General features: G+C 60.7%; 18 protein-coding genes. 7 read left to right on the plus strand and 11 right to left on the minus strand.

Translation table 11 applies throughout. From position 1 onward, the window contains the following. The first annotated feature begins 216 nt into the window (after positions 1–216). Together AAEZ09_RS10230 and AAEZ09_RS10235 are read left to right on the plus strand one after the other, a co-directional pair. The gene (locus AAEZ09_RS10230) at positions 217–537 is read left to right on the plus strand and encodes a hypothetical protein (protein ID WP_045062082.1); all 321 of its coding nucleotides are present in this window, start codon (positions 217–219) and stop codon (positions 535–537) included. A 106-nt stretch (positions 538–643) separates the two neighbouring features. Further along, positions 644–1,405: a YdcF family protein gene (locus tag AAEZ09_RS10235; protein WP_350599401.1), complete on the plus strand. Its 762-nt coding sequence runs from the start codon at positions 644–646 to the stop codon at positions 1,403–1,405. 131 nt (positions 1,406–1,536) lie between these two features. Here AAEZ09_RS10235 and lnt read toward each other — a convergent pair whose 3' ends face one another. The 5 genes from lnt to miaB form a co-directional block, all read right to left on the minus strand. Next, positions 1,537–3,060, minus strand: a complete 1,524-nt coding sequence (lnt, locus tag AAEZ09_RS10240; RefSeq protein ID WP_350599402.1) for an apolipoprotein N-acyltransferase — start codon at positions 3,058–3,060, stop codon at positions 1,537–1,539. An 8-nt stretch (positions 3,061–3,068) separates the two neighbouring features. After that, entirely contained in the window at positions 3,069–3,908 is an 840-nt protein-coding gene (locus AAEZ09_RS10245; RefSeq protein WP_045062079.1) for a CorC family transporter, read from the minus strand. A gap of 5 nt (positions 3,909–3,913) precedes the next feature. After that, positions 3,914–4,408: an rRNA maturation RNase YbeY gene (gene ybeY, locus AAEZ09_RS10250; RefSeq protein WP_045062078.1), complete on the minus strand. Its 495-nt coding sequence runs from the start codon at positions 4,406–4,408 to the stop codon at positions 3,914–3,916. Beyond that, a complete protein-coding gene (locus AAEZ09_RS10255) occupies positions 4,401–5,405 on the minus strand; it encodes a PhoH family protein (RefSeq protein ID WP_205893049.1) in 1,005 nt (334 codons plus the stop codon). Before AAEZ09_RS10255 ends, ybeY begins: the two co-directional genes overlap by 8 nt. Positions 5,406–5,633: 228 nt before the next feature. Further along, on the minus strand, positions 5,634–6,962 hold the full coding sequence (miaB, locus tag AAEZ09_RS10260) for a tRNA (N6-isopentenyl adenosine(37)-C2)-methylthiotransferase MiaB (RefSeq protein WP_177328596.1): 1,329 nt from the start codon (positions 6,960–6,962) through the stop codon (positions 5,634–5,636). A gap of 135 nt (positions 6,963–7,097) precedes the next feature. Between miaB and AAEZ09_RS10265 the strand changes: the two genes are divergently transcribed. Next, positions 7,098–7,427 carry a DUF1820 family protein gene (locus AAEZ09_RS10265; protein WP_045062075.1) on the plus strand — a complete coding sequence of 110 codons (330 nt, stop codon included), beginning with the start codon at positions 7,098–7,100 and terminating at the stop codon, positions 7,425–7,427. A 138-nt stretch (positions 7,428–7,565) separates the two neighbouring features. Here AAEZ09_RS10265 and AAEZ09_RS10270 read toward each other — a convergent pair whose 3' ends face one another. The 4 genes from AAEZ09_RS10270 to AAEZ09_RS10285 all read right to left on the minus strand — a co-directional run bounded on the left by AAEZ09_RS10270 (position 7,566) and on the right by AAEZ09_RS10285 (position 11,107). After that, positions 7,566–8,114, minus strand: coding sequence for a tetratricopeptide repeat protein (locus AAEZ09_RS10270; protein WP_045062074.1), 549 nt, complete (start codon positions 8,112–8,114; stop codon positions 7,566–7,568). Between the two features lie 224 nt (positions 8,115–8,338). Further along, complete coding sequence (gene hemL / locus AAEZ09_RS10275) at positions 8,339–9,622, minus strand: glutamate-1-semialdehyde 2,1-aminomutase (RefSeq protein WP_350599407.1); 1,284 nt, start codon at positions 9,620–9,622, stop codon at positions 8,339–8,341. 31 nt (positions 9,623–9,653) lie between these two features. Continuing rightward, on the minus strand, positions 9,654–10,277 hold the full coding sequence (thiE, locus tag AAEZ09_RS10280; protein ID WP_045062072.1) for a thiamine phosphate synthase: 624 nt from the start codon (positions 10,275–10,277) through the stop codon (positions 9,654–9,656). 32 nt (positions 10,278–10,309) lie between these two features. Next, a complete protein-coding gene (locus AAEZ09_RS10285; RefSeq protein WP_045062071.1) occupies positions 10,310–11,107 on the minus strand; it encodes a hydroxymethylpyrimidine/phosphomethylpyrimidine kinase in 798 nt (265 codons plus the stop codon). Between the two features lie 284 nt (positions 11,108–11,391). Between AAEZ09_RS10285 and AAEZ09_RS10290 the strand changes: the two genes are divergently transcribed. The 4 genes from AAEZ09_RS10290 to AAEZ09_RS10305 all read left to right on the plus strand — a co-directional run bounded on the left by AAEZ09_RS10290 (position 11,392) and on the right by AAEZ09_RS10305 (position 17,837). After that, the gene (locus AAEZ09_RS10290) at positions 11,392–13,770 is read left to right on the plus strand and encodes a hybrid sensor histidine kinase/response regulator (protein WP_045062070.1); all 2,379 of its coding nucleotides are present in this window, start codon (positions 11,392–11,394) and stop codon (positions 13,768–13,770) included. Positions 13,771–13,845: 75 nt separating this feature from the next. Then, positions 13,846–15,495 carry an acyl-CoA dehydrogenase family protein gene (locus AAEZ09_RS10295; RefSeq protein ID WP_350599410.1) on the plus strand — a complete coding sequence of 550 codons (1,650 nt, stop codon included), beginning with the start codon at positions 13,846–13,848 and terminating at the stop codon, positions 15,493–15,495. A gap of 129 nt (positions 15,496–15,624) precedes the next feature. After that, positions 15,625–17,124, plus strand: coding sequence for an AMP nucleosidase (gene amn, locus AAEZ09_RS10300; protein ID WP_177328595.1), 1,500 nt, complete (start codon positions 15,625–15,627; stop codon positions 17,122–17,124). A 71-nt stretch (positions 17,125–17,195) separates the two neighbouring features. Next, complete coding sequence (locus AAEZ09_RS10305) at positions 17,196–17,837, plus strand: pseudouridine synthase (RefSeq protein ID WP_122838946.1); 642 nt, start codon at positions 17,196–17,198, stop codon at positions 17,835–17,837. On the opposite strand, the gene AAEZ09_RS10310 is transcribed toward AAEZ09_RS10305, so the two are convergent. Then, on the minus strand, positions 17,832–18,041 hold the full coding sequence (locus AAEZ09_RS10310; protein ID WP_122838947.1) for a DUF2788 domain-containing protein: 210 nt from the start codon (positions 18,039–18,041) through the stop codon (positions 17,832–17,834). The two genes, AAEZ09_RS10305 and AAEZ09_RS10310, sit on opposite strands and share 6 nt — an antisense overlap. Positions 18,042–18,257: 216 nt before the next feature. Then, positions 18,258–18,737: an Lrp/AsnC family transcriptional regulator gene (locus AAEZ09_RS10315; RefSeq protein WP_045062103.1), complete on the minus strand. Its 480-nt coding sequence runs from the start codon at positions 18,735–18,737 to the stop codon at positions 18,258–18,260. Positions 18,738–18,820: the final 83 nt, after the last annotated feature.

The raw sequence follows: 18,820 nt of genomic DNA on the forward strand, positions 1-18,820 counted from the left end.
CGCCAATTCGACGTTTCGCTGTCCAGGCGAGCTGGAAGTGGAGTTACAGGAAGCGCCGTAGCATACATGACCGCGCTCTGCCGAGGGAAACCCTGATTGCACGCAGGCGCCGCCCGATTTGCCCGGCGAGGGCCGTTGGTCGCGGCGCTTAGCCGGTTTGGTGATGGAAGCTAAGCTCTAAATGGGGAGCAAGACTTATCTTCAATGAGGTGAGGGATGGTTGAGTCACAGCAAAAAGTCACGAAACCGCAGCTGTATGAACGACTGATCGATCGTCTGGGGATCGCCCTGGACGCTGCTAAAACCGCTGACCGGCTGCGCGATGAGCGCCCCCTCGAGTTGGAACTGCGTGGCCTGAGCCCCGCAGAATTTGCCTTGGTAAAAGCGTATCTGGACCGCAGTGAACGTGAAACACACGGATGCCTGTCAGAAGCAGTGAAGCAGCTTGACGCACCGCGCTCGGCCAAAATCATCTGGCTCAAGGACAAGGTACCTGGCAGGGACGCGGTAAAGGTCCGGTCGCTGCAATTCAAATAGATAAGGCTCCGGCCGCATTTCAGGCAATGAAGCAGTCTAGTCCTTTCGATTTAGTTGTCGCATTGCGTCAACCCTCTTAGGCTTCGGGCATCTCTGGAGATGCTCGATGCCTTTTCGTTATTTCGTGAAACAACTTCTCTTGCCGCCCGGCATCCTGTTGCTTTTGCTGGCCCTTGGCTGGTGGCTGCGCCGCACCCGGCCACGACTGGCTGGCCTGTGCTTTGCGTTGGGCCTGGGGGGCTTCTGGCTGATGAGCCTGCCGATTGTCGTGCAGTGGAGTGCCAATGCCCTGGAGCGCGTGCCGCCGCTGGCACGTGAAGAGTGGGCGACACTTGACCAGCGTGCCGATGCCATCGTGGTTCTGGGTTCAGGGCGCGAGCGTGGTGACCCGGCATGGGGCGCCGATCAGCCGACAGGTATCGGGCTGGAGCGGCAACGTTATGCCGCGCGCCTGGCCAAGGCGTCGGGGTTGCCGGTGCTCACCAGCGGCGGCTTGCATTACGGCACCCCACCTTCCGAAGCCAGGTTGATGGCGGATTCGATGCTGGACGATTTCGGGGTGACCGTACGCTGGCAGGAAGGACTCAGCCGCACGACCTGGGAGAACGCGCAGATGAGCGCCAGCATGTTGCTGCCCCAGGGGATCAAGCGCGTGGTGCTGGTAACCCAGGCGGCCCACATGCCGCGGGCGGTCTGGAGTTTCCAGAAAGCCGGCTTCGAGGTGGTGCCTGCGCCGGTGGGGTTTCTCGGTGGGGATAACGCGCGACCGCTGGGTGGCTGGATGCCGGAGTTCAAGTCGATCTGGCAGAGCGGGCAGTTGATGAACGAGGCGGTAGGACAGGTGGGGTATTCGTTGTTTTACCGATAAACCGTGCTTAGGCATTCCGCGCTCTCTGTAGGAGCGAGCTTGCTCGCGAAAAACTTAACGACACCGCGTTCATTCAGAATGCCCGCGTTATCGTTAGCGTCCATCGCGAGCGAGCTCGCTCCTACAGACAATCAGACGGTTTTTGCCATCCGGTTCGCCACCAGGGCCCAGCCAAACAACAACACACACACCACGATCAACGGCCACGAACGCCATTGCAGGTACGGCGTCAGGTTATGCATCGGCACCACTTCGCCATACAGGATGCCGCGCTCGAACTGCGGAATCTGTGCGGTGATCTGGCCGAATGGGTTGATCAGCCCGGTGACGCCATTGTTGGTCGCGCGAATCATCCAGCGACCGGCCTCCAGTGCGCGCATCTGCGCCATCTGCAAGTGTTGCAGCGGGCCGATTGACGTGCCAAACCAGGTGTCGTTGCTGATCGTCAGCAGCAGGTCGCTGCGCGCCGACAGGTCGGCGGCGAAGTCTGGATACACCACTTCGTAGCAAATGAACGGCGCAATCTGATAACCCTTGGCTTGCAGCAGTGGCTGATCGGCCGGGCCGCGTGCGAAGTCGGACATCGGCAGGTCGAAGAACGCGATCAACCCGCGCAGGATGTCCTGCAGCGGCACGTATTCACCGAACGGGACGAGTTTCTGCTTGAGGTAGGTCCCGTCGCCTTCACCGACCACGGTAATGCCGTTGTAAAAGCGTTTCTGGTGGTGAACTTCCTGACGGATCGGCACGCCGGTAATCAGCGCAGAATCACGCTCGGCCGCGAATTTGCCAATCATGTTCAGGTAGCCTTCGGCGGATTCCTTGAGCACCGGAACCGCAGTTTCCGGCCAGATCAGCAGGTCGACCCGCTTGGAGCTGAGGCTCATGTCGCGATACAGGGCAAGCTGAGCGTTCAGCTGCGCCGGGTCCCACTTCATGCTCTGTTCGACGTTACCCTGGATCGCGGCAACACTCAGCGGCGCGCCCGAGGGGCTGGTCCAGGCGTGTTCCTTCAGCGCAATGCCTGCCACCCACGGGCCGGCCAGCAGTAATACGCCCACCGCCATGAAACCTTTGCGTCCAGTGCGCACCAGGCGCAGGCCGTTACAGATAAGCGCCGCCGTGAGGGCCAGGGCAAAGGAGATCAGCCACATCCCGCCCACAGGTGCGAGCCCGGCCAGAGGCCCGTCGAGCTGGCTGTAACCGGAGTAGAGCCACGGGAAACCGGTGAGGAACCAGCCCCGGAAGGCTTCCTGGGCGACCCACAACGCGGCGAATGCCAGGGCGTCAGCCAGCGGCGCCTCATTACGGCGCAGCCAGCGCGCCCAGATCCACGCGGGCAGCGCGAAGAACCAGGCGATCGCCGCCGTGAAGATCAGCATCAGAAAACCGGCGAGCAGCACCGAGGCGCCACCGAAGTGGTGGATGCTGTAATAGATCCAGCTGGTACCGGCACCGAACAGGCCAAAACCGAAGCACCAGCCACGGCCCAAGGCCTGGCGTGGAGTCAGTTGGCGTAAGCCGGCGTAGAAAAAGCCGACCGCCAGCAATGCCAGCGGCCAGATATCGAACGGCGCCAGGGCCAGGGTGGTGAGTGCACCGGCCGCCACGGCCAGCAGGTTACCGGGCCAGCCGGGGGCGGTCAGACGGCGCATTTCAATCCTTAGCGAGCAATGGGTGTCAGGCGCAGCAGGTGAATCCGACGGCTGTCGGCGTTCAGGATGCGGAAGCGGTAAGGGCCGATTTCAGTGATTTCGTTGCGTTTTGGCAAGTGCCCGAACGCGCTCATCACCAGGCCGCCGACGGTGTCGAACTCGTCATCGGAGAACTCGCTGTCGAAGAACTCGTTGAAGTTCTCGATCGGCGTCAGGGCCTTGATCAGGAAGTCACCGCTGGGCAGTGGCTTGATGTAGCTGTCTTCTTCGACGTCGTGCTCGTCTTCGATGTCGCCAACGATCTGTTCCAGCACGTCTTCGATGGTCACCAGGCCCGCGACACCGCCGTATTCGTCGATCACGATGGCCATGTGATTGTGGTTGGCGCGGAATTCGCGCAGCAGCACATTAAGGCGCTTGGACTCCGGCACGAAAGTGGCCGGGCGCAGCAGATCCTTGATGTTGAAGCTGTCGCCGTTCTCCTTGAGGATCAACGGCAGCAGGTCCTTGGCCAGCAACACGCCCATCACGTCATCGTGGCTTTCGCCGATCACCGGGTAGCGGGAGTGGGCCGAATCGACCACGGCAGGCAGGAACTCGCGGGGTGTCTGGGTCGCCTTGATGCTGATCATCTGCGAGCGCGGGACCATGATGTCCCGTACCTGCAGGTCAGCGACCTGGATGGCGCCTTCGACAATGGCCAGCGCTTCGCTGTCCAGCAACTTGTTCTGATGGGCATCACGCAGCAGCTCCAGGAGCTCCTGGCGGTTTTTCGGCTCGTGGGCAAAAGCCTGGGTGAGCTTACCCAGCCATGACTTCTGCCCGTTGCTCGATCGATCTTCGCTCATAGCGATTACTCTGAATCCTTTGTTGTAACGATAGGGGATGTTTGTGTTTCGTCGTCCGCGTACGGGTCCGGATGACCCAACTCGGCAAGCAACGTTCGTTCCAGTGCTTCCATTTCTTCGGCTTCGTCGTCATCTATATGGTCGTAACCCAACAGATGCAAGCAGCCATGAATCACCAGATGCGCCCAGTGGGCCTTTAGTTCCTTGCCTTGTTCAGCGGCCTCGCGCTCGACCACCGCCACGCAGATCACCAGATCGCCCAGCAGCGGTATATCGAGGAACTCGTCAGGCACGTCAGCCGGAAACGACAGCACGTTGGTGGCATAGTCTTTCTGCCGCCAGGTGTGGTTCAGCTCGCGCGCCTCTTCCTGGTCAACCAGGCGAATGGTCATTTCGGAATCGGCAGTGCGTTGGCGCAGGGCCAGCTCGCACCATTGGCGGAACTCGGCTTCGCTGGGAACAGGCGCCTGGGTAGCCAGCTGCAGATCAAGCTCAAGCATCGCGGCGGCTGTCCTTCGGTGCTTCGTCGGCCACACGGTTTTCAAAGCGCTCGTAGGCTTCGACGATGCGTTGCACCAGCGGATGGCGCACGACGTCCTTGGGCATGAAATGGGTAAAACTGATGCCTGGCACGTCCTTGAGCACCTCGATCACGTGGTGCAGCCCGGATTTGGTGCCCTTTGGCAGGTCGACCTGGGTGATGTCACCGGTGATGACTGCCGTGGAGCCGAAGCCGATCCGGGTCAGGAACATCTTCATCTGCTCGACGGTGGTGTTCTGGCTTTCGTCGAGGATGATGAAGCTGTTATTGAGCGTGCGGCCACGCATGTAGGCCAGCGGTGCGACTTCGATTACCTGGCGTTCGATCAGCTTGGCCACGTATTCGAAGCCGAGCATTTCGTACAGCGCGTCGTACAGCGGGCGCAGGTAAGGGTCGATCTTCTGCGACAGGTCGCCGGGCAGGAAACCGAGCTTTTCGCCCGCTTCAACCGCCGGACGAACCAGCAGGATGCGGCGGATCTGCTCCCGTTCCAGCGCATCTACTGCGCAAGCAACGGCCAGGTAAGTCTTGCCGGTACCGGCGGGGCCGATGCCGAAGTTGATGTCGTTGCCGAGGATTTCCTTCACGTAGCGCAACTGATTCAAGCCGCGAGGGCGAATCATGCCTTTTTTGGTGCGCAGGGCGACGGACGGTTCGGACGGGGACACGTTATCCAGCTCTGCGACGGCCGATTCCTGCAGGAACAGGTGGACCATGTCTGGCGACAGCTCGGTACCCTTGGTTTCCCGGTACAGGCGGCGCAGCAGGTTTTCCGCAGAGGTGGTGTGTTTAGGGTCGCCGATCAGCTCGAACTGGTTCCCGCGGTTGCGGATCTCGATTGTCAGGCGCTGTTCGATCAAGCGCAGGTGCTCGTCGAATTGCCCGCACAGATTGGCGAAGCGGCGAGCCTCAAAGGGCTCGAGGATAAAGCGATGTGGTTCGATAGGTGCGTTCAAGGTCGTATTTAGCCGCCCTGGGGCAATTAGGATGAAATCAAGGATAACGCCAGTGGGCTGGGTGCGAAAGCTCTTAAATGGATGAGCTCATTCTTATGATCAACTCGGTCCACTGTAGGAGCTGGCTTGCCAGCGATGAGGCCATCAAGTCCAGCGAAGATGTTGCCAGTTACGCCGCTATCGCTGGCAAGCCAGCTCCCACAAAGTCTTCAATGCCTCGGGTATTTGCTACTGGATCAACGAGCCCCGCAGTGAGTGCGGCTGGGCGGCATCGATGTGCACGTCGGCAAACTGGCCAATCAGGGTTGGATTGTCGCAACGGAAGTTGACGATACGATTATTTTCGGTGCGGCCTTGCAGTTCGCCAGGGTCCTTTTTCGAATAATCGGTGACCAGGATCCGCTGGATCGAACCGACCATTTGTCGGCTGATTTCGAAACCTTGCTGGTTCAGGCGATGTTGCAAAGCGTTCAGGCGCTCTTTTTTCAACGCTTCCGGCGTCTCGTCCGCCAGGTCGGCTGCCGGCGTGCCCGGGCGCTGGCTATAGACGAACGAGTAGGAGAAGTCGAAACCGACGTCCTCGATCAGCTTCATGGTCTGCTCGAAATCTTTTTCGGTTTCGCCCGGGAAACCGACGATAAAGTCCGAACTGATGCAAATTCCCGGGACGGCTGCACGCAATTTGCGCAGCTTGGATTTGTACTCCAGCGCCGTGTGGTTGCGCTTCATCGCCGAAAGAATCCGATCGGAACCCGACTGAACCGGCAAATGCAGGTGTTTGACCAGTTGCGGTACTTCGGCGTGGGCCTGGATCAGGCTGTCGGAGAACTCCAGCGGGTGTGAAGTGGTGTAGCGGATGCGGTCGATGCCATCGACAGCCGCAACTACTCGGATCAGCTCGGCCAGGTCGGCCAGGCGTCCGTCGTGAGTGGCTCCACGATAGCCGTTGACGTTCTGGCCCAGCAGGGTCACCTCACGCACGCCATTTTCGGCCAGGTGGATGATTTCGGCGATCACGTCGTCGAACGGGCGGCTGACTTCTTCGCCGCGGGTGTAAGGCACCACGCAGAAAGTGCAGTACTTGCTGCACCCTTCCATGACCGACACGTAGGCGCTTGGGCCGTCGATGCGCGGCTCGGGCAGGTGGTCGAATTTTTCGATTTCCGGAAAGGAGACGTCGACTTGCGGCAACTTGGTAGCACGCGCGGCGTCGATCATTTCTGGCAGGCGGTGCAATGTCTGTGGTCCGAACACTACGTCGACATAGGGCGCGCGGTCGCGAATGGCCGCACCTTCCTGGCTCGCCACGCAACCGCCCACGGCGATCACCATGTCCGGGTTGGCCAGTTTCAATTCGCGCCAGCGGCCGAGCTGGGAGTACACCCGGTCCTGGGCACGTTCGCGGATCGAGCAGGTATTGAGCAGGATCACGTCGGCATCTTCAGCGCGAGCGGTGACTTCCAGGGCCTGGTGTTCACCCAGTAAGTCGACCATGCGCGAGCTGTCGTACTCGTTCATCTGGCAACCGTGGGTTTCGATGTAAAGCTTCTTGGCCATGGACAGAGTCATCACGTGATTCAAAGAACCGCGCATTATAGGGAACATGGTCCCATGTTCCTACCGCTGTGCGTCCGGCGGCTATGCTATAGTTCGCGCCCTCATTTTTATCCCCCGATGTGTTGCTCGCCCACCATGACCAAACGTGAAGCTCCAATCTACAAGGTGATTTTCCTCAACCAGGGCCAGGTGTACGAAATGTATGCCAAACAGATCTACCAAAGTGATCTGTGGGGTTTCCTGGAAGTGGAAGAATTCGTCTTTGGCGAGCGCACGCAAGTGGTCGTCGATCCGAGCGAAGAGAAGCTCAAGGCTCAGTTCGAGGGTGTGGTGCGCAGTTTTGTGCCGATGCATTCGATTGTGCGCATCGATGAAGTGGAGCGCCTGGGTACGCCAAAAATCAGCGAAGCCCGTGGCGCGGTCGGCAATGTGATGCCGTTTCCGATGCCGATGCCGGACAAGTAAGCCTTCGAGACCGCGTCGACCCTATCGCTGGCAAGCCAGCTCCCACAGTAGATCTGCGGTGTTCACATTATTTGTGAACGACAGCGCCCCTGTGGAAGCTGGCTCGCCAGCGATGGGGTCGTCAGATCGAAGCAAAAACTAGGGAAGTGGCGAAAACGGCGTACGCCCATCCGCGCTTTGCAATTCCATCAAGTACTTGCGGAAAATCTGCCCGAGCACCTGAGTGGCCACCTCAAGCTCTTCACGCGGCATCTTCTCGGCCACCTCGTCGGCAGTGTCCAGCGCATCCTCCGCGCCATTGACCGCCGCCATCTTCAGCACGATATACGCCTGGACATTGTTGGCCGGCACACCTTCGCCGTGGAAGAACATGGTGCCGAGCTTGAATTGCGCCTGGGCGTGGCCTTGCAGTGAGGCTTTTTCGAAGTAGCTCAGGGCTTGATTGAGGTCGCGCGGCGCATTTTTGCCGTCGTAGTAGAACTCACCCAACTCGTATTGCGCCTGTGCATCCCCTTCATCCGAGGCTTTCTGGCAGGCAGCAAGCGCCTGGGCCAAGTCCTGCGGCTGAGTATTGAGGGTGCAGCGACCCATCGCTGGGATTAACAACGAGTTGCCGCCTGCTTGTACAAGCAAGGGCTGAAGGAGCAACAGGCAGCCCAGTGCAAGGGCGCGGCCGGTGCGGTTCATGGGAATCGACTTACCTCTGAAGGGCGCGCGGACCCATCGAGGGGATCCAATAAGCGCGCATTATGAAATAAGCAGGGCCATCCTTACAAAGTCTTTACTCGTTTTTCTGCTGCGAGGGAAATATATAACCCACTTTGCGGGAAAAACCTGGCAGATGAGCAGGAAAAGGGGCGCGGATGCAGGGAATACTGACGCTGGCAATCGCCAACGTCAGCGGCACGGCATTACTTCAAGGCAGCGAATGCACGTTCAGCGGCATCCAGCGTCAGTTTCAACTCGGCTTCGCCATGGGCGATGGAGGTGAAACCGGCTTCGAATGCGCTTGGCGCCAGGTACACGCCGCCTTCGAGCATCAGGTGGAAGAAACGCCCGAACAGTTTGGCATCGCTGGCCATTACGTCGTCGAAGGTCACGATGTCATCGGCACCACTGAAGTACAGGCCGAACATGCCGCCGGCCTGGGTGGTCACGAACGGGATACCGGCTGCATCGGCGCGTTGTTGCAGGCCATCGAGCAGGCGACTGGTGTAGTCGGTCAACTCGGCATGGAAGCCAGGACGGCTGATCAGGCGCAAGGTGGTCAGGCCCGCCGCCATTGCCAGCGGGTTACCCGACAGCGTACCGGCCTGGTAAACAGGCCCCAGTGGTGCAATGTGCGACATGATTTCACGCTTGCCGCCGAAGCAGCCAACCGGCATGCCACCACCAATGATCTTGCCGAAGGTGGTCAGGTCCGGGTTCACGCCGTAATGCGCTTGTGCACCGCCCAGTGCCACGCGGAAACCGGTCATCACTTCGTCGAAAATCAGCACCACGCCGTGCTTGTCGCACAGGGTCCGCAGGCCTTCGAGAAAGCCCGGTGCCGGAGGAACGCAGTTCATGTTGCCGGCCACCGGCTCGACGATGATGCACGCGACGTCCTGGCCCACTTCAGCCAGCATGGTTTCGACGGCGTCGATGTCGTTGAAGGGCAAAGTCAGCGTGTGTTTGGCAAATGCCGCCGGTACACCTGCCGAACTCGGCACGCCTTGGGTCAGGGCGCCGGAACCGGCCTTGACCAGCAGGCTGTCGGAGTGACCGTGATAGCAGCCTTCGAACTTGATGATGCTGTCGCGACCGGTAAAGCCGCGGGCCAGGCGAATGGCACTCATGGTCGCTTCGGTGCCGGAGCTGACCATGCGCACCATTTCCATTGAAGGCACGAGCGAGCACACCAGATCCGCCATCCGGGTTTCCATCTCGGTCGGTGCGCCATAGGACAGGCCGTGCTCAAGCTGCTTGCGCACGGCGTCCAGAACGTCCGGGTGGCTGTGGCCGAGGATCATCGGGCCCCACGAGCCGACGTAATCAACGTAGCGCTTATTGTCTTCGTCGGTGACGTAGGCCCCTTCAGCGTGTTTGAAAAACAGCGGCGTACCGCCAACGCTCTTGAACGCGCGCACTGGCGAGTTCACACCGCCGGGGATGTGTTTCTGGGCATTGGCAAATAGCGTTTCGGAACGAGACATGATCGGACTCTCAAATCAGATTTTAAGCGACTTAAATGGAAAGCAGTTCGTTGAATGCGCGGGCGCGGCGTGTGACTTCAGCCGTGCTTTGGGCGCCAAACAGGCCGTGGACCACCGCCAGCAGATCGACCCCGTGGGCCACCAGCGGCTCCGCGTTTTCCAGGGTGATGCCACCGATTGCGCAGATCGGCAAATGCAATGTGCTGCGAGCCTGATCCAGCAGTTCGAGGCTGCAGGTCGGCGCGCCGGGTTTGGTGCTGGAATTGAAGAAGCGACCGAAGGCAACGTAACTGGCGCCTTCTTTGGCGGCCTGCTCGGCAAGGTTGATCTGCGCGTGGCAGGTCGAACCGATGATCGCCTGGCGGCCCAGCAATGCGCGGGCCGGGGTCAGCGGGCCGTCGGTCTGGCCGAGGTGTACGCCAACGTTCAGGCGCGCAGCCAGCTCGGCATCGTCATTGATGATCAGCCGGGTCTTGTAGCGGTCGCACAGATCCCGCAGGGTTTCGGCCTCGCGCAGGCGCCGCGCTTCGTCCGTACTCTTGTCGCGGTACTGCAGCAGGGTGACGCCACCTTCCAGCGCCGCCTCCACGTACGAGAGGAATTTACCGGCCAGCAACTGGCTGTCGGTGATGGCGTAAAGGCCACGTAGTTTCATCGGACAAGCCTCACCGCATGACTAATGGGAAGTTACGAACAGAAATCCAGCGGCAGGCGGCGTGGCACAAATTGACCTTTACCCAGCTGCTCGGCATCACGCAGGGTGCGCCATGTGTAGTTAAGCGCGGTCTGCACAGCACTGACGAGGTTTTCACCCTGCGCCAGACGACCGGCCAGGGCGCTGGCCAGGGTGCAGCCGGAACCGTGGTAACTGCCGGGCAAACGCTGGCAGGTGAAGGTTTCGCGGCGACCGTCGCGTGTGTACAGGCGGTTGTGAATTTCCTGCTCGTCGCCGTGACCGCCGGTGATCAGCAGATGCTTGACGTAGGGCAGCAGTTTTTCCGCGCATTGGTCTGCCGTGCCTTCGGGGAGCTCGGCGAGGATGCGCGCTTCGGGCAGGTTGGGGGTGGCAATGATCGCCAGTGGGAGCAGGCGTTCGCGCATCGCGTAGCCGACTTCGTCCTTGCCCAGGCGTCCGCCGCCGCCCGCACGCAGTACCGGGTCGCAAACCATCGGCAAGTGCGGATGCGCCTGCAGCAGCTCGACCACGGTGTCGACCATTTCCAGCGAACCGAGCATGCCCAGCTTGACGGCGGCGACTTCGGAATCGTTAAGCACGGCGTTGGCCTGGGCCAGTACCCACGCTCGGTCGAGTACGCGGAAATCAGTGACGTTGACCGTGTCTTGCACAGTCAGCGCGGTGACGGCCGGAGCCGCATGACAACCCTGGGCGAGCAGGGCTTCGATATCTGCCTGCAAGCCGGCGCCACCACTTGGGTCGTGGCCGGAGAGACAGAGGACAACGGGGCGGGAGCTGTAGATATTCATGGTGCGCGAGCTTACCACCAGTCACTCGACTCATGACAGTGGACTCTGTAGCAGCAGGGCCGCTCCCACAGTCGGCATGAGGGGGGCAACCGCTCTAGCTCAATAGATAGCGCTGCAAAGCCCGTACTAGAGCCTTTCGAGTATATTTTTCAATGGTGTTCATTGGCCACTAACGGCTATGCTAGAGTGGATCCAAATCAATAACAGGTAATACCGGTTTTACGTCTACTCAAAGGGAATGAGGGGCTTCCTGAGATAACCGGACCGGCCACGCTGGGGCTTAGATGCGCTATTTGCTGATGTTGCTGCTCTGCTTGCCCCTTTTGGCGAGCGCAGTCGAATTCGACGAGAACACTCAAAGCCTGCCATTGGGCCGAACCCTGCAAGTGTTCGAAGACGCGGGCGGGCAAGCGACCATTGCCGACGTCCGCGCCGAGGATGCCGCAGGACGGTTCAAGCCCCACGATAATGCCACCCTCAACGCCGGCTATTCGCGTTCAGCGTTCTGGCTGAAAATCGACTTGCACTATCGTCCGAAGAATCCAGCGGCGCAAAGAACCTGGCTGCTGGAACTGGCCTACCCGCCCCTCGATCATCTGGATCTGTATTTACCCGACGCTGCTGGCGAATACCGACTGGTGCGCCAGACCGGCGATGCCTTGCCTTTCTCCACCCGCGAAATTCGCCAGAACAATTACCTGTTCGATCTCGATTTCACCCCCGACCAGGCGCAAACCCTGTACCTGCGCCTGCAAAGCGAGGGGTCGATCCAGGCGCCGGTGACCTTGTGGTCCAGTACCGCGTTCCTCGAAGAGCAACCGCTGCGCCTGTACGTGCTGGGCCTGATCTACGGTGTGTTGCTGGGGATGCTGGTCTACAACCTGTTCATCTACCTGAGCGTGCGGGACACCAGCTACCTCTATTACATCTTCTATATTGCCTCGTTCGGCTTGTACCAACTGTCGGTGAACGGTGCGGCCGTGCAATATTTCTGGCCGGACAGTCCATGGTGGGCCAATGCCGCCACGCCGTTCTTCATCGGCTGTTCCGGGTTGTTTGGCAGTCAGTTCGCCCGCAGCTTCTTGCAGACGGCCACCCACAGTCGCTGGCTCGATCGCTTGTTGCTGGCGCTGGTTGTGTTTGGCGCAGTGGTCATTGGTTTGTCCCTCATGACCAGCTACGCCCTGGCCCTGCGCCTGGCCACGGCCCTGGCGCTGACTTTCACCGTGGTGATTTTTGCCGCAGGGATCTTCGCCTGGCTGCGCGGTTTGCGCGTGGCGCGGTATTTCATCATTGCCTGGTCGGCCTTTTTGCTCGGCGGCATCATCAACACACTGATGGTCCTGGGTTACCTGCCAAACGTGTTCCTGACCATGTATTCCAGTCAGATCGGTTCGGCCATCGAAGTGGCACTTCTGTCCCTGGCGCTGGCCGACCGCATCAATGCCATGCGCGAGCAGCAGGCGCAGACCCTGTTTGATGCCGGGCAGAAGCTCGAAGTGCTGAACCAGCAACTGGCCCACAGCAACCGGCTCAAAGACGAATTCCTCGCCACCCTGACCCACGAGTTGCGCACGCCCATGAACGGGGTCATCGGTTCGCTGGAGCTGATGCAAACCGTCGAGATGGATCCGGAGCTGGAGCAGTACCAGCAAACAGCGGCGGGATCTGCCCGGGACATGATGCGCATGGTCAACGGCATCCTCACGTTGACCGAGTTGCAGGCCGGCAGGCTTTCGGCCAGCGCGGCGTCGTTCAGTTTGCGCAGCGTGATCGAAGCCTTGCGCGTGCAGTTCGAGGGCAATGCCCTGAGCAAGTTGCTGGACTTCAAGGTCGATGTGACACCCGGCCTTCCGGACCGCCTGCACGGTGATAGCGCCAAGCTGACGCAATGCCTGGAATGCCTGCTGGACAATGCGATCAAGTTCACCCGGGTCGGCGGGCTGGCGCTGCGCGTCACAGGCAAACCCGCGCAACCTGGAAGAATGGCGCTGTGTTTTGCGGTGATTGATACCGGTATCGGTTTTACCGACCTGGGGGAGGCGACCATGTATCAGCGCTTCTTCCAGCTCGATGGCTCAATGACCCGCGAGTATGGCGGGCTGGGCGTGGGTCTGGCCATTTGTCGGCAGCTGGTCGAGTTGCTTGGGGGTCGACTGACGCACCGTTCCGAGCCCGGTCGCGGCAGTCGGTTCCAGCTGGATGTCGAATTTGAACTGTCAATAACGCAATCCCCGCCTCGCACCTCACAGCATTACTCGCGCCTGCGCCAGCCGCGAGATTGCAAGGTGCTGCTGGTGGATGAGAACACCGTCAACCAATTGGTTATCCGCGGCATGCTGCTCAAGCTCGGGTACCAGGTGCGCACGGCCGACAGCGGGTCCGCGGCACTCGATTACCTGCAGCGGGAGGCGTTTGATGCGGTATTGCTCGACTGCCAATTGCCGCCATTGAACGGCATGTCTGTCAGTAGCCAGATCCGTACGCTGGCGGGCTGCGCCGAGCTTTCGGTCTTCATGATTGCCTTGAGCATTGATCGCGAGCACTGCACCGGCGCCAGTTTCATCGACTACTTGAGCAAGCCGGTGAAGTTCGAGGATTTGCAGGCAGCACTGCAACGCCGGGTGCTGGGTTTTGAGCAGGGCGAAAGCGCCGCCAATTAGGCAGGTATGACACTTTGAACGGTCAGGGGGCAGTGCTTAACTGAAAACCCCTTGGCCGACCAAAGGAGCCCCGTCATGAACCTGCATCAGTTCGCCGAAACCCACGAAGTCACCAACCAGCCACCGTCGCTGGATGGCGCCAACCTGTACCGCGTGGATTTGCCGCTGCAGCAATGGTCGCGGCATTTTGGCGCCGGCTGGGCCGAATCGCGCATTGATGCCTACGGTGCGTTGGCCGGTGGGCCGCTGATGGCAGCCGGGTTCCTGGCCAACGAGAACAAGCCGGTATTTTCCAGCCACGACCGATACGGCCATCGCATCGACCTGGTGGAATTTCACCCGGCCTATCATGAGTTGATGCGCACGGCGGTCGAGCATGGCCTGACGTCGTTGCCCTGGGCGCAGCCGCAGCCGGGAGCGCACGTTGCCCGCGCTGCCATGACCTATCTGCATAGCCAGGCCGAAGCCGGTAGCGGTTGCCCGCTGACCATGACGTTTGCCAGCGTGCCGGCCCTGCGCCTGCAGCCAAATCTGGCTGACATCTGGCTGCCGAAAATCCTCGCCACCGAATACGATCCACGCAACATCGGCATGGCGCACAAGGCGGGCGTCACCATCGGCATGGCCATGACCGAGAAACAGGGCGGCACCGATGTTCGGGCCAACACCACCAAGGCTTATCCGGTTGGCGCCAGTGGGCCGGGCCAGGCGTACGAACTGGTGGGTCACAAGTGGTTCTGCTCGGCGCCGATGTGCGATGCGTTCCTGACGCTGGCCCAGACCGACAAAGGCTTGACCTGCTTCCTGTTGCCGCGCCATCGCCCGGACGACACTCGCAACCAGTTCTACATCCAGCGCCTCAAAAACAAGCTCGGCAACTGCTCCAATGCCTCCAGCGAAGTAGAGTTTCGCGGCGCGCTGGCGTGGATGGTCGGCGAGGAAGGGCGCGGGGTGCCGACCATCATCGAGATGGTGGCCATGACTCGCTTTGATTGCATGGTCGGTTCCAGTTCGCTGATGCGCCAGGCCTTGACCCAGGCGAGCCATCACTGCGCGCATCGCAGCGTCGGGGGCAGGCTGCTGAATGAGCAACCGCTGATGCAGAATGTGCTGGCGGACCTGGCCCTGGAAAGCGAAGCGGCCCTGGCCTTGAGCCTGCGCATGGGCCGCGCCCTGGATCATTTGGCTGACGATCATGAAGCAAAATTCGCCCGGCTGGTGACCGCCGTGGGCAAGTACTGGATCTGCAAACGTGCACCGGCCATGATCAACGAAGCCGCCGAATGCATGGGCGGTGCGGGGTATGTCGAGGACAGCATCCTGCCGCGCCTGTACCGCGAGGCGCCGGTGAACTCAACGTGGGAAGGCTCCGGCAACGTGCAGTGCCTCGACGTGCTGCGGGCGTTGTCGAAAGAGCCCGGCGTGCTCGATGTGCTGTTCAATGAATTGGGCGATGGCCATGGCGACAAGCGCCTGGCGGCGCATATCCAGCGGCTGCACGCAGCATTCAAGGACACGCGCGATATCCAGTACCGAGCCCGCCAGCTCACCGAGGACATCGCCCTGGGTTTGCAGGCCAGGTTGTTGCTGGAGGCGGGTAATGCTGCCGTCAGTGATGCGTTCATCGCCAGCCGACTCGGCTCGAACGGCCGCGTGTATGGTGCGCTGCCACGCGGCCTGGAGGTAGAAGCGATCGTCGCCCGATCAACCCCGCAGATGATTTGAAGGGTAAAAGATCGTCCGAATGCGGCCCGAGCCTTCGGCAGCTCCTGCGGGGATTCGCGATTCTTCAAGGAGCTGCCGAAGGCTGCAATCTGTTTTTCACTGTTCCCGTCCGACGACGATGCAGGCAAGATGAAGCTCTGCAAGTCAGAACACAGGATGCTGATCGTGACCGAAGCTTTTATTGTCGTTCAAACCGCCGAGCAAGCCGTGGATCGGCTTGCGCTCTTGCACGAACGTGCAACCACTGCGCTGAATCAGGCGCTCAAGCGTTACCTCAAGGATCGTATAGAACCGGACGCCGAACAGCGTGCGATGTTTCGTTATCCCGAACTGCGTCTGACCTATCACTGCCAGGGCGAAGTGCCGCAGACCACCCGCGCCTACGCCAAGGTTCAACTGCCGGGCACTTACAGCGTCACCGTCACTCACCCTGCGGCGTTTCGCAAATACCTGCTCGAACAGCTGGTGCCGCTGATGCATGACTTCACCGTGACCGTGGAAGTCGGGATCAGCCAGCAGAACATTCCTTATCCGTACGTGGTCGAGCAAGGCGACGAGCTGGCGGGGTCCGGGGTAACGGCTGCCGTCCTGGCACGCGTCTTCCCCAGTACCGACCTGTCCGCCGCCACCGATGGCATTGCCGACGGCCTGTACGACTGGGAAAACACCGACCCGCTGCCACTGGCCCTGTTCGACGCCGCACGGGTGGATTTCTCCCTGCGTCGCCTGGTGCACTACACCGGCAGCGACTGGCGCCATGTGCAGCCGTGGATCCTGCTGACCAACTACCACCGCTACGTCGACCAGTTCATCGTGCATGGCCTTGAGCAGTTGCGCAGCGACCCGCGTTTCGTGCGCATGGTACTGCCGGGCAACGTGATCATTGAAAAGAGCATGGACCACGGCGAGGCATCGGCCATTGCCGCAGGCGTGGTGTGGCATCGCTACCAGATGCCGGCCTATCACCTGATCGCCAGCGATGGTCATGGCGTGACCCTGGTGAATATCGGCGTCGGCCCCTCCAACGCCAAGAACATCACCGATCACCTGGCGGTACTGCGCCCGCATTGCTGGCTGATGATCGGCCACTGTGGCGGCCTGCGTCAGTCCCAGACCATCGGCGACTACGTGCTGGCTCACGCCTACATGCGGCGCGACGGCATTCTCGACCGGGTGGTGCCACCGAATATCCCGATTCCGGCCCTGGCAGAAGTGCAGATGGCCTTGCAGCAGGCGGCGGCGAACATCACTGGCGAGAAGGGCGACGAGCTGAAGAAGCGTCTGCGCACCGGTACCGTACTGACCTACGACGACCGTAACTGGGAACTGCGCTGGGCCCAGGAGCGTCCGCTGATCAACCTGTCCCGCGCCGTGGCGGTGGACATGGAAAGCGGCACCATTGCCGCCCAGGGCTATCGCTTGCGGGTGCCGTACGGCACGTTGCTGTGCGTTTCTGACAAGCCGCTGCACAGTGAAATCAAGCTGCCGGGCTCGGCGAACGCGTTCTACGAGCGTGCGGTCAGCCAGCACTTGAAGATTGGCATCGAAGCGGTGGACCTGTTGCGCACCGAACTCAATTCGCTGCACTCGCGCAAACTGCGCAGCTTCGACGAGCCGCCGTTCCGCTGATTGTTCTCATGGTCATTTGGCGGTCAGGGCACTAGCATTAGCAGCCCTGACCGTTAGATGTTCTCTTCGCCATGTCTCGTCCCCCACGTCCTGCTTCCCGCCGCCCCGGTGCGAACCTTGCGCCATCGGCTTCGGCCCCGCGCCGGGTCGCCAAAGCGCCGCCTGCCGAACCCCGGCTGATCCTGTTCAACAAGCCATTCGATGTGCTGACTCAATTCAGCGACGGCGAAGGGCGGGCGACGCTCAAGGATTACATCGAGATCCCCGGCATATACCCGGCCGGACGTCTGGATCGCGACAGCGAAGGCTTGCTGTTGCTGACCAATGACGGACAGCTGCAGGCGCGCATCGCCGACCCGAAACACAAGCTGGCCAAGACCTACTGGGTGCAAGTGGAAGGCGAGCCGAACGCTGTGCAGCTGCAGCGCTTGCGCGATGGCGTCGAGCTCAATGACGGCATGACCTTGCCCGCCGAGGCGCGGCAGCTGGAAGAGCCGCAGCTTTGGCCGCGCAACCCACCCGTGCGTTTTCGCAAGAGTGTGCCCACCAGTTGGCTGGAACTGGTGATTCGCGAGGGCCGCAACCGCCAGGTGCGGCGCATGACGGCTGCCGTGGGTTTGCCGACCTTGCGTCTGGTGCGCGTCAGAATTGGCGACTGGTCGATCGAAGGGCTCGATCAAGGCCAGTGGAAGGAAGTGCCAGCGCGTTTATAAGGCGCCGGATTCGATCAGGCCGATCACCACGCTCTTGATGATGAACGCGGCCACACCCAGGCCCAGCACGAAGAACAGAATCATTGAACCGAAGCGGCCGGCCTTGGATTTCTTCGCCAGATCCCAGACGATGAAACCCATGAATATGATCAGGATGGTGACCAGTCCGGTCATCATCCACTCTTCGAATACGGCAGGATCCATCGAAACTCTCCGGCGTGGGCGCGGCTAAAATTGCGGGGGGGCGAGTATACGCCACGCAAGGTTCGCGCAGCATTGACCTGCGTCGGTGTGCCGCAGTGATTGGTCGCCTTCGCCGGCCCTATCGCTGGCAAGCCAGCTCCCACAGGGTTTGTGCTCGCTCACAATCGTGAGTTCAACACAAAACCTGTGGGAGCGGGCTTGCCCGCGATGGCGTCTTCAGCTGCGCAGATGTGTAAGCGGCAACTCGGTGCTGTTCAACACCTGGTTCAACACAAAACTCGAGCGCACACTCGTCACCCCGTCAATCCGGGTCAAGTGCCCCAGCAGCAGCTTCTGGTAGTGATCCATATCCGGCACCACTACCTTGAGCTGATAGTCGGCGTCCATCCCCGTCACCAGGCTGCATTCGAGCACCTGGGGCAAAGTGCGGATCGCCGCTTCGAAGTTCTCGAAGCGTTCCGGCGTGTGCCGGTCCATGCCGATCAGCACGTACGCGGTCAGGCTCAGGCCGAGCATCTTGCGATCCAGCAGGGCCACCTGGCGGGTGATGTAGCCGTCGTCCTCCAACTGCTTGACCCGACGTGAGCAAGGGGAAGGCGACAGGCCTATGCGTTCGGCAAGCTCCTGATTGGAGATGCGCGCATCACGCTGCAATTCCGCCAAAATGCTCAAGTCGTATCGGTCGAGTTTGCTCATCATTCAGGCCTTTATCATAACTATTGCGGCGGATTATCTATCCAGGGTTAAAAATTGCGCAAGTGATGTTTAATTCAGCAATC

This window comes from Pseudomonas sp. 65/3-MNA-CIBAN-0223, assembly GCF_040310425.1.
GTDB classification, from domain to species: Bacteria; Pseudomonadota; Gammaproteobacteria; order Pseudomonadales; family Pseudomonadaceae; genus Aquipseudomonas; species Aquipseudomonas gregormendelii.

Bases quoted from the DNA above. Each gene is read 5' to 3' on its own strand.
- AAEZ09_RS10230 (WP_045062082.1), top strand. From the start codon at position 217: ATGGTTGAGTCACAGCAAAAAGTCACGAAACCGCAGCTGTATGAACGA.
- AAEZ09_RS10235 (WP_350599401.1), top strand. From the start codon at position 644: ATGCCTTTTCGTTATTTCGTGAAACAACTTCTCTTGCCGCCCGGCATC.
- lnt (WP_350599402.1), bottom strand. From the start codon at position 3,060: ATGCGCCGTCTGACCGCCCCCGGCTGGCCCGGTAACCTGCTGGCCGTG.
- AAEZ09_RS10245 (WP_045062079.1), bottom strand. From the start codon at position 3,908: ATGAGCGAAGATCGATCGAGCAACGGGCAGAAGTCATGGCTGGGTAAG.
- ybeY (WP_045062078.1), bottom strand. From the start codon at position 4,408: ATGCTTGAGCTTGATCTGCAGCTGGCTACCCAGGCGCCTGTTCCCAGC.
- miaB (WP_177328596.1), bottom strand. From the start codon at position 6,962: ATGGCCAAGAAGCTTTACATCGAAACCCACGGTTGCCAGATGAACGAG.
- AAEZ09_RS10265 (WP_045062075.1), top strand. From the start codon at position 7,098: ATGACCAAACGTGAAGCTCCAATCTACAAGGTGATTTTCCTCAACCAG.
- AAEZ09_RS10270 (WP_045062074.1), bottom strand. From the start codon at position 8,114: ATGAACCGCACCGGCCGCGCCCTTGCACTGGGCTGCCTGTTGCTCCTT.
- hemL (WP_350599407.1), bottom strand. From the start codon at position 9,622: ATGTCTCGTTCCGAAACGCTATTTGCCAATGCCCAGAAACACATCCCC.
- thiE (WP_045062072.1), bottom strand. From the start codon at position 10,277: ATGAAACTACGTGGCCTTTACGCCATCACCGACAGCCAGTTGCTGGCC.
- AAEZ09_RS10285 (WP_045062071.1), bottom strand. From the start codon at position 11,107: ATGAATATCTACAGCTCCCGCCCCGTTGTCCTCTGTCTCTCCGGCCAC.
- AAEZ09_RS10290 (WP_045062070.1), top strand. From the start codon at position 11,392: ATGCGCTATTTGCTGATGTTGCTGCTCTGCTTGCCCCTTTTGGCGAGC.
- AAEZ09_RS10295 (WP_350599410.1), top strand. From the start codon at position 13,846: ATGAACCTGCATCAGTTCGCCGAAACCCACGAAGTCACCAACCAGCCA.
- amn (WP_177328595.1), top strand. From the start codon at position 15,625: ATGAAGCTCTGCAAGTCAGAACACAGGATGCTGATCGTGACCGAAGCT.
- AAEZ09_RS10305 (WP_122838946.1), top strand. From the start codon at position 17,196: ATGTCTCGTCCCCCACGTCCTGCTTCCCGCCGCCCCGGTGCGAACCTT.
- AAEZ09_RS10310 (WP_122838947.1), bottom strand. From the start codon at position 18,041: ATGGATCCTGCCGTATTCGAAGAGTGGATGATGACCGGACTGGTCACC.
- AAEZ09_RS10315 (WP_045062103.1), bottom strand. From the start codon at position 18,737: ATGAGCAAACTCGACCGATACGACTTGAGCATTTTGGCGGAATTGCAG.